At 72.3% G+C, this 12,429-nt stretch carries 13 protein-coding genes and 1 pseudogene; 6 read left to right on the top strand and 8 right to left on the bottom strand.

Features of this window, described 5'->3' with window-relative positions:
- Window positions 1-11: 11 nt before the first annotated feature.
- Complete coding sequence (locus ACIBG4_RS01270) at window positions 12-863, bottom strand: universal stress protein (RefSeq protein ID WP_397200140.1); 852 nt, start codon at window positions 861-863, stop codon at window positions 12-14.
- A 90-nt stretch (window positions 864-953) separates the two neighbouring features.
- Between ACIBG4_RS01270 and ACIBG4_RS01265 the strand changes: the two genes are divergently transcribed.
- Both ACIBG4_RS01265 and ACIBG4_RS01260 read left to right on the top strand, forming a co-directional pair.
- Entirely contained in the window at window positions 954-1,712 is a 759-nt protein-coding gene (locus ACIBG4_RS01265) for an HAD family hydrolase (protein ID WP_397200139.1), read from the top strand.
- Window positions 1,687-3,810, top strand: a pseudogene (locus ACIBG4_RS01260) (glycoside hydrolase family 65 protein). The gene ACIBG4_RS01265 and the pseudogene ACIBG4_RS01260 overlap by 26 nt, the downstream one beginning before the upstream one ends.
- Here the strand turns inward: ACIBG4_RS01260 and ACIBG4_RS01255 are convergent.
- The 3 genes from ACIBG4_RS01255 to ACIBG4_RS01245 form a co-directional block, all read right to left on the bottom strand.
- Window positions 3,807-4,796 carry a glycoside hydrolase family 5 protein gene (locus ACIBG4_RS01255; protein WP_397200138.1) on the bottom strand — a complete coding sequence of 330 codons (990 nt, stop codon included), beginning with the start codon at window positions 4,794-4,796 and terminating at the stop codon, window positions 3,807-3,809. The pseudogene ACIBG4_RS01260 and the gene ACIBG4_RS01255 overlap by 4 nt on opposite strands.
- On the bottom strand, window positions 4,797-5,399 hold the full coding sequence (locus ACIBG4_RS01250) for a PadR family transcriptional regulator (protein ID WP_397200137.1): 603 nt from the start codon (window positions 5,397-5,399) through the stop codon (window positions 4,797-4,799).
- A 99-nt stretch (window positions 5,400-5,498) separates the two neighbouring features.
- Window positions 5,499-6,284: a helix-turn-helix domain-containing protein gene (locus ACIBG4_RS01245; protein ID WP_397200136.1), complete on the bottom strand. Its 786-nt coding sequence runs from the start codon at window positions 6,282-6,284 to the stop codon at window positions 5,499-5,501.
- Window positions 6,285-6,304: 20 nt separating this feature from the next.
- Here ACIBG4_RS01245 and ACIBG4_RS01240 point away from each other — a divergent pair, with 20 nt between their 5' ends.
- Window positions 6,305-6,775: a nuclear transport factor 2 family protein gene (locus ACIBG4_RS01240; protein WP_397200135.1), complete on the top strand. Its 471-nt coding sequence runs from the start codon at window positions 6,305-6,307 to the stop codon at window positions 6,773-6,775.
- A gap of 20 nt (window positions 6,776-6,795) precedes the next feature.
- On the opposite strand, the gene ACIBG4_RS01235 is transcribed toward ACIBG4_RS01240, so the two are convergent.
- Window positions 6,796-7,212, bottom strand: a complete 417-nt coding sequence (locus ACIBG4_RS01235) for a MerR family transcriptional regulator (RefSeq protein WP_397200134.1) — start codon at window positions 7,210-7,212, stop codon at window positions 6,796-6,798.
- Between the two features lie 28 nt (window positions 7,213-7,240).
- Between ACIBG4_RS01235 and ACIBG4_RS01230 the strand changes: the two genes are divergently transcribed.
- Window positions 7,241-8,032, top strand: a complete 792-nt coding sequence (locus ACIBG4_RS01230) for a methyltransferase domain-containing protein (protein ID WP_397200133.1) — start codon at window positions 7,241-7,243, stop codon at window positions 8,030-8,032.
- Here the strand turns inward: ACIBG4_RS01230 and ACIBG4_RS01225 are convergent.
- Window positions 7,989-8,516: a carboxymuconolactone decarboxylase family protein gene (locus tag ACIBG4_RS01225; protein WP_397200132.1), complete on the bottom strand. Its 528-nt coding sequence runs from the start codon at window positions 8,514-8,516 to the stop codon at window positions 7,989-7,991. The genes ACIBG4_RS01230 and ACIBG4_RS01225 overlap by 44 nt on opposite strands.
- A gap of 69 nt (window positions 8,517-8,585) precedes the next feature.
- Between ACIBG4_RS01225 and ACIBG4_RS01220 the strand changes: the two genes are divergently transcribed.
- Entirely contained in the window at window positions 8,586-9,266 is a 681-nt protein-coding gene (locus ACIBG4_RS01220) for a GNAT family N-acetyltransferase (protein WP_397200131.1), read from the top strand.
- A gap of 191 nt (window positions 9,267-9,457) precedes the next feature.
- On the opposite strand, the gene ACIBG4_RS01215 is transcribed toward ACIBG4_RS01220, so the two are convergent.
- Complete coding sequence (locus tag ACIBG4_RS01215) at window positions 9,458-9,727, bottom strand: GlsB/YeaQ/YmgE family stress response membrane protein (RefSeq protein WP_397200130.1); 270 nt, start codon at window positions 9,725-9,727, stop codon at window positions 9,458-9,460.
- A gap of 431 nt (window positions 9,728-10,158) precedes the next feature.
- Between ACIBG4_RS01215 and ACIBG4_RS01210 the strand changes: the two genes are divergently transcribed.
- Window positions 10,159-11,841: an alpha/beta fold hydrolase gene (locus ACIBG4_RS01210; protein WP_397200129.1), complete on the top strand. Its 1,683-nt coding sequence runs from the start codon at window positions 10,159-10,161 to the stop codon at window positions 11,839-11,841.
- 152 nt (window positions 11,842-11,993) lie between these two features.
- Here the strand turns inward: ACIBG4_RS01210 and ACIBG4_RS01205 are convergent, their stop codons facing one another.
- Window positions 11,994-12,296, bottom strand: a complete 303-nt coding sequence (locus ACIBG4_RS01205; RefSeq protein WP_397200128.1) for a hypothetical protein — start codon at window positions 12,294-12,296, stop codon at window positions 11,994-11,996.
- Window positions 12,297-12,429: the final 133 nt, after the last annotated feature.

The raw sequence follows: 12,429 nt of genomic DNA, 5'->3' as shown, positions 1-12,429 counted from the left end.
CCCGTTCCCGTTCATGCCCGACCGGACGTGCTGTCGTCACGCCCGGCCACCGCGGCGCCGCGGACCACCGCGACGGGACACTGCGCGTGGTGGAGCACCTCCCGGCTGACCGAGCCCAGGAGCAGCGAGCCGACGGCGCCCAGCCCCCTGGACCCGACCACGAGCAGGTCGGCGCCGACGGAGGCGTCCACCAGCGCGGGGACCGGCGGGCCGTGCCTGAGATCTTCCCTCACCTCGACGTCGGGATACCGCTCCCGCCAGCCGGCGAGCCGGTCGGTGAGGACTGATCCGGTGCCGGGTTCGCTCGAACGCTCCTGCGGCGACCGCCGGGCGTGCACCGCGCGCAGCGCGCACCCACGTGCCCGGGCCTGCTCGAAGGCGAACTCCAGGGCGGGCTCGCACCCGGGGGAGTCGTCGACGCCGACGACGATCTCGCCGGACCCGGCGCGCTCAGGCCGGACCACCACCACGGCGCCGGGCGCGTGACCCGCCGTCTGGACGGGCACGGAGCCCAGCAGGGCCCCGGCCGGACCGCCCACGCCGCGGCTGCCGACGACCAGTTCGGCCGCCGTCGCGGCCTGGTCGCGAAGAACCTCGCCCGGCGGCCCCTCGGCCAGGGCGGTCACCACGGCGACGCCCGGCTCGCATTCACCGGCGGCACCGGCCGCCTGGCGGAGCATCCGCTCCCCGGCGGACACTCCGGGGTCGGCCTGGTCCGGCGCGGGCACCCCGTAGGGGCGGTGATCCACCACGTGCACGATGCGCAGGGGCAGAGCGCGGCGGGCGGCGTCGCGGGCGGCCCAGCGCACGGCTGCTACGGCGAGATCCGACCCGTCTGTGCCGACAACAATGTATTCGTCCATTGAGGTCCCCTTCTTCATGACACTCCGACACCGACGGCTCCGCAAGGCCGTCTTCGTGTCCTCGCGGCGTCCGAGGGAAGGGAGTAAGCCGTGACGTGCTGCGCCGAGGTGGATCTCGCCCGGATCGTGGCGGCGGTGTTCGACACCGACGGGGTCGTCACCGACACCGCCCGGGTGCACGCCGCCGCCTGGAAGCGGGTGTTCGACGCGTTCCTGCGCGAGCGGGCCACCCGGTACGGCGAGCCCTTCCGCCCTTTCGACGCCGGGGAGGACTATCTGCGCCATGTCGACGGCAGGTCCCGTACCGATGGCGTGCGTGGCTTCCTCGGCTCGCGTGGCTTGCCGTACGACCCGGACACGGTGCGGGAGCTCGCCTCCCGCAAGGACGCCTGCTTCCTCGCCGAGATCCGGGACCACGGCGTGGCCGCGTTCCCGTCCAGCGTGGAGCTGGCGCGCGAGCTGCGGCGCCGGGGCGTGCGCACGGCCGTCGTCTCGGCGAGCCGCAACTGCGCGGAGGTCCTGCGGGCGGCCGGGGCCGACGGCCTGTTCGACGTGCGGGTCGACGGTGTGGACGCCGCCCGGCTGGGCCTGGCCGGCAAGCCCGATCCCGCGCTGTTCCTGGAGGCGGCCCGGCGGCTCCGCGCGGCACCGGAGCGGACGGCCGTGGTCGAGGACGCGCTCGCCGGGGTGGAGGCCGGGCGGCGAGGCCGGTTCGGTCTCGTGGTGGGCGTCGACCGGCACGCCCGGCGCGCGGACCTGCTGGCCGCGGGCGCCGACGTGGTCGTGGCCGACCTGGCCGACCTCCGACTGCACGGGAGACGACGTGAATCCCTGGCTCCTGACCTATGACGGCCTCGACCCCGTGCGGGAAGGGCTGAGGGAGGCGCTGACGACGCTCGGCAACGGGTACGTCGCCACCCGGGGCGCCGCCGCCGAGGCGCGCGCCGACGGCGTCCACTACCCGGGCACCTACCTCGCGGGCTGCTATGACCGGCTGACCTCGCAGGTGGGCGGCCGCCCGGTCAGCAACGAGGACCTCGTCAACGCGCCGAACTGGTTGCCGCTGACCTTCCGCACCGGCGGCGGCCGGTGGTTCGCCCCAGGTGACGGGGCCGAGATCCTGACGTGGCATCGGCGGCTCGACATGCTCTCCGGCACCCTGACCTGGCTCGTACGGGTGCGCGACCGCGCCGGGCGGACCACGCGGCTGGAGGAGCGGCGCCTGGTCTCCATGGACGACCCGCACCTGACCGCCCTGGCCGTCACGATCACGCCCGAGGACTGGAGCGGATCGCTGGAGGTGCGTTCCGCGATCGACGGCCGTGTCGTCAACGCCGGGGTCGCCCGCTACCGGGCGCTGGAGGGACGCCATCTGGTCCCGATCTCCGCGCACGCCTCCGGCGAGGTGACGGAGGTGCTGGTGCGTACGGCGACCTCCCGGGTGGAGATCGCGCTCGCCGCACGGACCACGATGGCGGGCGCCCGCCGCCACGCGCGCGCCGGCGAGGGATGGGCCGCGGACGAGCTCGCGGTGGAGGTACGGGCCGGCGAGGCGGTTCACGTGGAGAAGGTCACGGCGGTGCACACCTCGCGGGACCGCGCCATCGCCTCGGCCGGGGAGGCCGCCAGGACCGCTGTCATGAGGGCGGCGGGCTTCGCGGTCCTCCTGGAGCGGCACGCGCGGGCCTGGGAGCGCCTCTGGTCGCGGGCGCACGTCGCCTCCGAGGACGCCGAGGTGCAGCAGATCCTCAACCTGTACGCGTTCCACCTCCTGCAGACGGCGTCCCCGCACGTGGTGGAGCTCGACGCCGGGCTGCCCGCCCGGGGCCTGCACGGCGAGGCGTACCGCGGGCACGTCTTCTGGGACGAGCTGTTCGTCTTCCCCTACCTGGCGCCCCGTTTCCCCGACATCGCGGAAGCACTGCTGCGCTACCGGTGGCGCCGCCTGCCGCAGGCGCGCCGGGCCGCCCGCGACGCGGGCTTCGCCGGCGCCATGTTCCCCTGGCAGAGCGGGAGCGACGGTCGCGAGGAGACTCCCGAGGTGCACTACAACCCCCGCTCGGGCCGCTGGCTGGCCGACCACTCACATCTGCAGCGTCATGTCGGGCTCGCCGTCGCCTACAACGTCTGGCGGCACTACCTGGTGACGAAGGACATCGCCTTCCTGGCCGGCTTCGGCGGGGAGCTGCTGCTGGAGGTCGCCCGCTTCTTCGCCTCGCTGGCCGTCCTGGAGGGCGACCGATACGCGATCCGGGGCGTGATGGGGCCGGACGAGTACCACGACGGCTACCCCGGCAGGGCGGCACCGGGCATCGACAACAACGCCTACACCAATGTGATGACCGCCTGGCTGATGCGCCGCGCACTGTAGATCCTGAACCTGGTGGGTGCCCGCGATGTGACCGGTCAGGAGGCCGAACGGTTCGCCGACCTGGCCGCGCGGATGCGGGTGGACTTCCATGACGGGGTCATCAGCCAGTTCGAGGGCTACGGCGACCTGCGGGAGCTGGACTGGGAGCACTACCGGCGCCGTTACGGTGACATCCGGCGCCTGGACCGCATCCTGGAGGCCGAGGGTGACACCCCCAACCGCTACAAGGCCTCCAAGCAGGCCGACGTGCTCATGCTCTTCCATCTGCTCGGCGAGGAAGGGGTGGCGGAGCTCCTCGCCGGGCTCGCCTACGACTGGGGCCCCGGGGCCGCGGCGCGGACCGTGGACTACTACCTGGCCCGCACCTGTCACGGCTCCACGTTGAGCGCCGTCGTCCACGCCGGGGTGCTGGCCCGGGTCCGGCCGGGCGCCTCGGAGCCGTTCCTGGTGGAGGCGCTCAACAGTGATGTCCGCGACGTCCAGGGCGGCACGACGGCCGAGGGCATCCACCTCGGGGCGATGGCGGGCGTGCTGAGCCTGTTCGGCGCGCCGCCGGCGGACGACTCGCAGCGCTAGATCGCGGTGACGTTTCTCGCCTGTCCGAGGCCGAGGGCCTGCAGCAGCGCGGGGTCCCACCCGCCGGTGCTCTCGTCGTACAGGGCGAAGGTCGGCCCGAAGGACCAGTAACCCCACGAGAAGCCGTGCTCCTCGGCCAGGCGCCGGTTGACGGCGGCCCAGCGCGCGCGTGAGCCCGGGTCGGCGTTGCCGGAGGTGCCGAACTCGCCGACGAAGATCGGCCTGTCGTGCGCGCGCGCCCACTCCGCCAGGCCGGCGAAGGCGTCGGACAGCACGGAGCGCTCCTCGTGGCTGCCCTGCCACGTCGTGCCCAGCCAGGAGACGGGGTCGCCGAACGGGGTCTCGGTGCCGAGCCAGGTCTCACCCTGCATGGTGAAGGTGATCGGCCAGTACTGGTGCACCGTGACGATCAGGTTGCGGTCGTCCTCCGGCAGGCGGAGGTCCGGCAGGCGCCGCATGTTGTTGTAGGAGGCCGGGCCTATGACGACGGCTCGGGCGGGGTCGGCCTCGCGCAGCGCGGTGAGGATCTGTCGCAGGTAGTCGTTCCAGAGGGGATCGAGCGGGCCGCGGGGCTCGGCGAGGGGTTCGAGGATCACCTGGGCGGGGCGCCCGGAGAAGCGCTCGGCGACCTGGTGGGTGGTGGCGAGCAGCCGGTCGAGGTGACGGGGTGGGTCGGCCACCAGCTCGGGGTCCTGCAGATTGTTCAGGACGACGGTCAATCCGCGTTCGGCGGCCTGGTCGAGGAGCAGGTCGACGCTGTCGAGGATCGCCGGGTCCACGGTGAATCGTCCCCGGGATTCGATGGTGTGCGCGGCCCAGCAGGTCGCCAGCCGGACGGCGGAGAATCCGGCCTCGTGGCACAGGTCCAGATGACGCGGGCCGACCGGGACGGTCCATCCTTGTTCGAGTGCGGCGCCGAAGTCGGCGCCGATGTTGACGGTGCGGGCCAGGAGGCGGTTGGTCTCATGAGGGGAGGACGCGCTCATTTACCTGCGCTCTTTCGTCGGGGAGTCGGAACCGGGGCCGGGCCAGTGCGTGGCCGGGTCGCGGAGCTGGGTGGTGAATGCGCGTAGCCAGTCGAGCTCGGCCCGGCGCAGGGCCTGAGGGAAGGCGTGGTCGGCCAGGAACACCGGCGCGACGCCGTCTCGCGCGGCGGCGTCCAGGGCGTGGCCGGTTTCGTCGACATGCTCCCGCATGCGCTCGGCGCGGCGTTCGAGGAGAGCGATCACCTCGGTCCTGGGCAACGCGAACATGAACATCAGCGCCACCGTGAAGCCGGAGGTGTCGTCCTCGGGACCGTCGAGCAGTTCGCGCAGCCAGTCACGTAGCGTCGAGCCGCCTGCCTCCGTGATGCGGTGGACGGTCCGCTCGGGCCGGGCGCCCTCGCGAACGGTCTCGCCTTCGCTGATCAGGCCCGCGTTGACCAGGCGGGGCAGGGCGTCGTAGAACGACGCGTTCTTGATCTTCAGAGTGCGGTCGTGGCCGCGTTCGCGCATTGCGACGCGCATGTCGTAGACGTGGCGCGCGCGCTCGGCCAGCAGGCCGAGCACGGCCACGGTCATCGGGGTACGCAGGGGGCGTGCGGGCACCGGGGCTCCAGATAGTCGAACGCGACTAGACGAATTCGACTATATAGCACTCGCGATCACGTCGGACCGTCCGGCACGGAGTGCCCCGGGCGCAGGCGGCTACCCGCCGGTGTGAGGGTCGGTGCCGGGCCTGGTGAAGTAGGCGGCGCTCTCCGCGTCCGCCGGGTAGTACGACTCGATCGAGACCTCGTCCAGGGTGATGTCCATCGGGGTGCCGAACGTGGTGGTGGTCGAGAACAGCCGCACTTCCCGTCCGCCGAAGCTGAAGATCATCGGGATCACGACCTCGGACTCGACGGGGTGGCTCACGTCCCCGGAGCCGGGCGTCAGCAGTTCCTCGTAGAGCGCGGTGAGCTCGGGGTCGGGAGCAGCGGCGAGCTGACGCGAGATCCGGGTCCGGAGCACCGCGCGCACCTGGGCCAGATTGACGATCCGGGGAGCGAGCCCGCGCGGGTCCAGGCCCAGCCGCACCATGTTGATCGGCGGCTGGAGCAGGTCGGGGGCGACGTCCGCGAGGAACGGCTCAAGGGCGCGATTGGTCATCACGATGTTCCATCGGCGATCCACGGCCAGCGCCGGGTACGGCTCGTGTGCGCGGAGCACCCTCCCGACCGCCTCCCAGGCCGCCGACAGCGCGTCCCCGTCGAGCGGCCGCTCGGCGTAGCGGGGCGCGAAGCCGGCGGCGAGCAACAGCCGGTTGCGCTCACGCAACGGCACATCGAGCTGATCCGCGAGCCGGAGCACCATGTCGGCGCTCGGGTTGGACTTGCCGGTCTCCACCAGGCTGACGTGACGAGCCGAGACGTCGGCGGCGATCGCGAGATCGAGCTGGCTGAGTCGCCGGCGATGCCGCCATTCCCGCAACAGTTCCCCGACCGTGTGCATGGCCGCCGATGCTACTCCTCGTGCGGCCGTACGCCATGACATGCGAGTTCATCGACAATCGTCGCGACGGCGGAAAAACTGCTCCCATGACTACGCAGAACATGACCACGGACAACAAGAGCATCGTTCAGAAGGCGCTGACGGAGCTGGTCGGAACGGGCGACGTCGACGCGCTCGCGCCGTTGCTGAGCGACGACTTCGTCCATCACAGGCCGGATTCGACCTCCTCCACCAAGGCGGAATGGCTCGCCGCCGTACGCGCCGCCCTCGTCCCGCTCGCCGGTATGCAGGTCGAGATCGATCACGTGCTGGCCGACGGCGATCACGTCGTGATGCATTCCCGGCGCCGGCTTCCCGGGGGCGGGCCGGAGATCGTGGTCGTCGACATCTGGCGGATCGACGACGGGCTGATCGCCGAGGCGTGGGAGATCATCGAGCCGGTGGCCCAGGCGGCCGCCCATCTGGTGTGGTGGGAACCCGCCGATCACTGAGCCGGCCTGCCGCCGCAGCATCACCCGGAGGCGCCCGGCAGCGGGGCGCCGCGCTCCGCGAGCACCGCCAGGAAGTGCGGACAACCGGCGAGGTCCTCGTGATCGCAGCCGAGCGCGCAGTCGATGAGCTCCAGCGATGCCTGGGCCTCCGCGATGCGTCGCGCCAGATCGTCCCGGTTGCGCTGGAGGATCCGTCTCCGGACGACGGGGTCGGAGGTGATGAGCATCTCCCGGACGGCCTCCAGGCTGAAGCCGGCCTCCTTGGCCCGCAGGATGATCGCGACGCGGTTGAGGTCGGCGGAGTCGTAACGGCGGTGCCTTCCCGCGACCCGGGCGGGCGAGAGCAGTCCCATCGTCTCCCAGTGCCGGAGAACGTGGGTGGCCAGGCCGAACCTCGCCGCGACGGCACCGATGGCCATCGCCGTGCTTGACTTCATGTCGACATTAAGTCGGATGCTGGGGCGCATGTCGAACACCAGTGAACTCATCACGCGCCTGGACGAGCTGGACGGCGTTGCCGCGGCCGTGGCCCTGCGCGCCCGGTCGTACGAACTGCTTCGGCTCGGACCCGGGGCCGGCGTCGTGGACGTCGGCTGCGGGACCGGCCGGGCGGTCGCCGAGCTGGCCGGGCGGGGATGCCGGTCGATCGGCGTGGACCTCAGCGACGAGATGATCGCCGTCGCGCGCCGGAGATGGCCCGAAGGGGACTTCAGGACGGGGGACGCCTACGCCCTGCCGCTCGACGACGGCGAGGTCGCCGGGTACCGGGCGGACAAGGTGATGCACGAGCTGGCCGACGCCGGCCGCGCCGTGCGCGAGGCCGGCCGTGTGCTCGCCCCGGGAGGCCGTATCGTGCTCACCGGCCAGGACTGGGACGCGTTCGTCATCGACTCCGGCGACCCGGCCCTCACCCGGACCATCGTGCACGCCGGCGCCGATCAGATCCCCGATCCCCGCGCCGCCCGCCGCTACCGGAACCTGCTGCTGTCAGCGGGCTTCGGCGACGTCCACGTGGAGATCCACACAGTGGTCTTCACCGACGCGAAGGCGCTGCCCCTGCTCACCGGCAGGGCGGAGGCGGCCTTCGCGGTGGGGGCCATCAGCCTGGAGCAGCGTGACGCCTGGACCGCGGAGCAGACGGAACGGGCCCGGCGGGGGCGGCTGTTCCTGGCCGTCCCGCTGTTCGTCGCCTCGGCCACCCGGAACCGGGGAGCTATGCCGGATGATCGGCCGGTTCGAGTCCGGCCAGGAGGTTGAAGGAGCCGGTCAGCAGGTTGAGGGCGACGAGGCCGGGGAGCTCGGCGATGACGCGGTCGCTCCAGCCGTGCGCCCGGAGGTCGGCGACGTCCTGGTCGGTGATCGAGGACGGCTCGGCGAGCACGCGGACGGCGACGGCGATGAGCGCCGCCTCGCGGGCGTCGGTGGAGGTGCCCTGGCGGGCCAGGGCGATGTCCGGCTCGCTCAGCCCCGCCGCCCGGGCGCCCTGGGTGTGGGCGTCGAGGCAGAGGCCGCAGCCGATCCACTCCTGTACGGCCAGTGAGATCTTCTCGCTGAGGGCGCGGGGGAGCTTGGACCGCTTCATGGCGCGGGAGAAGTCGAGGTAGCCCTGGAGCAGCGCGGGGGAGTGGGCCATGGTGGCGACCATCTCACCGACGCCACCTCTCCTGGCGATGATGTCGTCCAGCAGCTCACGGGATCTCCCCGGCGCTTCGGCGGGGTCGAGTGCGGTCAGTCGTCGCATGTGGGTTCCCTTCTCAAGCATCCGGTTCGGGATACTATACCCCCGCACCGTATATCGAGGAGGCAGGGAATGACACCTGAACGACGACTGTCCGAGCACCTGGCCCGCTGGCTCGGCGCGTGGCCGCCCGCTTCCGGCCTTGACGTCGTCGGCGAGCCGGGACGGACGCGGCCCGGCTGGGACGGCAGGCTCCATCCGGTCCTGGGAGTGGCGGGGCCGGAAGGCGGCGTCCTGTCGGTCCCGCCCGAGCATGCCGGGCCGGTTTCGCGGCGATACGCCGCCGACGGTGACCTCGCCGTGGTGGGGCCGCAGGTCCCGGCCATGGTGGGGCATCCGCAGCGGGGATGGTTCACCGCCGTGTACCGGTGGACCCTCCGGCCCGCGTCGCTGCCCGAGGCCGGAGAGTGGGTCCCCGCGGACGACCCGCACGTCCCGGCGTGGTTGCGGCCCTTCGGCGGCGACGTGCTGGTGGCCCGGGATCCGGAGACCGGGGCGCATCTCGCCGGCGTCGGGATCAAGCGCCACGACGCGTACGGGCACGAACTGGCCGTCGTGACGGCACCCCAGGCTCAGGGGCGGGGGCTGGCACGCGGACTCGTCGCCCAGGCCGCCCGCCGGGTCCTCGACGAGGGGGCGGTCCCCACGTACATGCACGCCCCGGACAACTTGGCCTCGGCCGCCGTCGCCGTGGCGGCCGGTTTCCCCGACGGCGGCTGGACCTCTTTCGGCCTGACCGAAGAGACTTCGTAACCGTTCTCGGGGCGCGTCCCGCTTCTTGGCCCTCGACGTGCCCCTGTGCGTCGCGGGGGTCGACAGCGGCCTTCGTCACGCGGGTACGAGCAGCGTGGTCAGGTCGTGCGGGCTGACGAGGCCGGGCAGAGTGCCGTCGTCGTGCTGGACGAGGGCCGGCCCGGAGAGCATGGAGCCTCGGGGGTGGCCGGCTACCTCCGGCGCCTGCTGTACATCCCCTCCGTCAGGGACACGCCCAGGGCGGCGAGTGCGACCTGGATGGCCAGCTCGATCCAGTCGATCCCGCGGGTGTCCGCGACCCCGAGTGCGGTGGCGATGGCGGTGCCGATGAGCGCGGCAACGATGCCGATCAGAATCGTGAGCCAGATCGGCAGATGCTGCCGGCCCGGAATCACGAGCCTTCCGAGAGCGCCGATCGCGATGCCGATGATGATGGCGGAGATGATGCCGGTGATTTCCATGCTGCCGCTCCTGAGGTGGGCCGCTGAACGACTCACCTCCGACAACGATCGGCGCTGGTCCGATGGTTCCTCGACGCCTCGGCGGGAGACGTCACCAGCGCAGCGCGAGTGCCACGCCGGCCGGCGGCAGGTCGGGGAAGGCCGGGGCGGCGCCGCCCTCGGGGGCCTGGTAGCCGGGCACCGGGTCGCCGTAGACGAGGCGGAATCCCTCGGTACTGAACCGGCCGGGGAGGCGAATGAACGGCGGCCATTGCGCGGATCTTGGTTATGCCGCCGTTGTATCGTGCTGCCGTCGATCTGTCGCGGTCTGATACGGGGGCCGCGTTCGCCGCCGCCGGCTTCGGGGCGTCGCGGCGGTCGACCGATGATGATCAGAGCCGGGCCGGGCGCCGCTTGAGCGGTCCCACCGGCCGATCGACGATGGGAGCACTGTGCGAAGAAGGTCATCTCTGCTCGCCGTCGCCTTCGTGGCGATGGCGACGCTGTTACCCATGTCGCCGGCCGTCGCGGCGGGCCCTGGAGCGGAAGCCAGGACGACCCCCGCCCCGACGGCGTCGTCCACGCCGACGACTTCGCCGACGTCCTCGCCGAGCCCGCAGCAGCCGGCCTCGGGCAAGGGCCGCATCGCCTGGGCGCCCTGCGAGGAGGAGCCCTCCGCCGAGTGCGGCAAGCTGGCGGTCCCGATCGACTGGTCGCGTCCGGCCGGGGCCACCATCGACCTGGCCGTCGCCCGCCGCAAGGCCACCGACCCGGCGGCCCGCGTCGGCTCCCTGGTGATCAATCCGGGTGGTCCGGGCGGGTCGGGCGTGGAGGCCGCCTTCGGCGCTCCCGGGTTCTTCACCGAGGAGCTGCAGAAGCGGTTCGACATCGTCGGCTTCGACCCCCGGGGTGTCGGCCGCAGTCACCCGGTGATCTGCTCGGCGTCGGTGTACAACCAGATCCCGTACGCCGTCATGAAGAGCCAGGCCGACTTCGTCAGGTGGAGCGCCTTCGCCAGGAAGCTGCGCGCGGACTGCCGGGCCCGTACCGGCCCGCTGTACGACCATGTGGACTCGGTCAACGTCGCGCGCGACGTGGACGCCCTGCGCGCCGCGCTGGGCGAGGAGAAGCTCACCTTCTACGGGGTCTCGTACGGGACGCTGATCGGCCAGATGTACGCCGAGCTGTTCCCGGACCGGATCCGGGCCATGGCCCTGGACAGCAACATGGACCACAGCCTCGGCGTCAAAAACTTCCTCGACACCGAGGCCGCGGCCGTCGAGGACGCCTTCGACGAGTTCGCCGGCTGGTGCGGGCAGGATCCGAGCTGCGCCCTGCACGGCAAGGACGTCCGCGCGGTGTGGGAGAGCATCCTGGCCAAGGCGCGCAGCGGCCGGCTGTACTACCCGGGCGTCCCGGACCGCCCGATGACCGAGATCCAGGTCCTGTGGAACGGCGTGCTGGGCACCGAAGGGCCCGCCTGGCAGCTGCTGAGCGAGCTGCTTCGGGCCCTGGACGGCGGGGAGCCGTCGTCGTGGGTGCCGCCGATGCCCGGACGAGGGCCCGTTTCGGGGGACGTCGCCCAGCTGCCCACCGCGATCCTCTGTCAGGACTACCGGCTCCGGGTGCGCAACTACAGGGAGTACGCCGCGCTGCTGCGCAGCTCCAACCGCCGCGCCCCGGACATGCGCTACAACCCGATGCCGATGGAGGACCTGCCCGTCTGCCTCGGCCACCCCACCACCAACCCGCAGCACCGGCTGCGTTACACGGGCAGCACTCCGATCCTGCTGGGCAACTCCTTGCACGACCCGTCCACCCCGTACTCCTGGTCGGCCGGCGTGGCCCGTCAGCTCGGCTCCAAGGCGCGCCTGATCACCTACGAGGGCTGGGGGCACCGCATCTACGGCAAGGACGAGTGCAGCACGGTGCCGATCGACGACTACCTGATCTCACTGACCCTGCCCCCGCAGGGTTTCCGGTGCCCGGTGGGCGGCAGGGTCGAGACCCTGCTCAAGAAGCGGCAGCGTGAGCTGTGGCCGACGGACAAGCTTCCGTGGGGCGCTCCGCTCGTGACCTCCGCCCGGCCGCCGGCGACCACGGCCGTCGCCGGCCGGCCGAGGACGTCCGGCTGAGCTCCGGCCGGCTCTGACCCGGCTCCGGCCTGCTCCGCCGGCCGACACCGACGCGCCCCGACTCGTCACCGAGCCGGGGCGCGTCGCCGTACCGGCGCCTTCGACGTGCGCCACCCCTCAAGGGCCGCGAGCCCTCCGGCTCGGCGCCTCCTTCAGTCGTCGCCGTGGTGGGCGCGCAGCTCGCGGCGCGCCCGGTGACGGCTTCGGCGGCGCTCCTCGCGCCGGAAGTGGTACCACTCCCGGTTCCCGCCCCTGGTGCCGCAACCGAACACGTAGGGGATGGGGGAGCCCCAGTGACAGCCACTCGTGCGGTGGCTCAGGGACGCGCTGTCGGCGGTGATCTCGCCGGGCAGCGTGCACGGCCCGAACCGGTGGTCGTGGACGGGCAGGCAGGTCACCATCGGCGCGTCTGCCATCCGCACCCACCAGGGCCGGGTCTTGTCGGTCTTGCTCATACGGTCACCTTTCGGCTCCGTGACACCCCGGGCTGGGGCTGTCATGAGACCGGATGCACGGTGATCACCTCCGACTTCCGCGCACGATGAGCCAGGACTGGAGCCGGCCGGGGTTGAGGTGCCGGGCGTGGCC

The organism is Nonomuraea sp. NPDC050383 (assembly GCF_044459125.1).
Classification (GTDB): domain Bacteria; phylum Actinomycetota; class Actinomycetes; order Streptosporangiales; family Streptosporangiaceae; genus Nonomuraea.
This window is presented reverse-complemented; position numbering and strand designations above follow the sequence as displayed.

Excerpts from the sequence above, each read along its gene's own strand:
- ACIBG4_RS01270 (WP_397200140.1), bottom strand. The coding sequence starts at position 863 with ATGGACGAATACATTGTTGTCGGCACAGACGGGTCGGATCTCGCCGTA.
- ACIBG4_RS01245 (WP_397200136.1), bottom strand. The coding sequence starts at position 6,284 with ATGCACACGGTCGGGGAACTGTTGCGGGAATGGCGGCATCGCCGGCGA.
- ACIBG4_RS01225 (WP_397200132.1), bottom strand. The coding sequence starts at position 8,516 with ATGCGACGACTGACCGCACTCGACCCCGCCGAAGCGCCGGGGAGATCC.
- ACIBG4_RS01220 (WP_397200131.1), top strand. The coding sequence starts at position 8,586 with ATGACACCTGAACGACGACTGTCCGAGCACCTGGCCCGCTGGCTCGGC.
- ACIBG4_RS01215 (WP_397200130.1), bottom strand. The coding sequence starts at position 9,727 with ATGGAAATCACCGGCATCATCTCCGCCATCATCATCGGCATCGCGATC.
- ACIBG4_RS01205 (WP_397200128.1), bottom strand. The coding sequence starts at position 12,296 with ATGAGCAAGACCGACAAGACCCGGCCCTGGTGGGTGCGGATGGCAGAC.
- ACIBG4_RS01230 (WP_397200133.1), top strand. The coding sequence starts at position 7,241 with ATGTCGAACACCAGTGAACTCATCACGCGCCTGGACGAGCTGGACGGC.
- ACIBG4_RS01235 (WP_397200134.1), bottom strand. The coding sequence starts at position 7,212 with ATGAAGTCAAGCACGGCGATGGCCATCGGTGCCGTCGCGGCGAGGTTC.
- ACIBG4_RS01255 (WP_397200138.1), bottom strand. The coding sequence starts at position 4,796 with ATGAGCGCGTCCTCCCCTCATGAGACCAACCGCCTCCTGGCCCGCACC.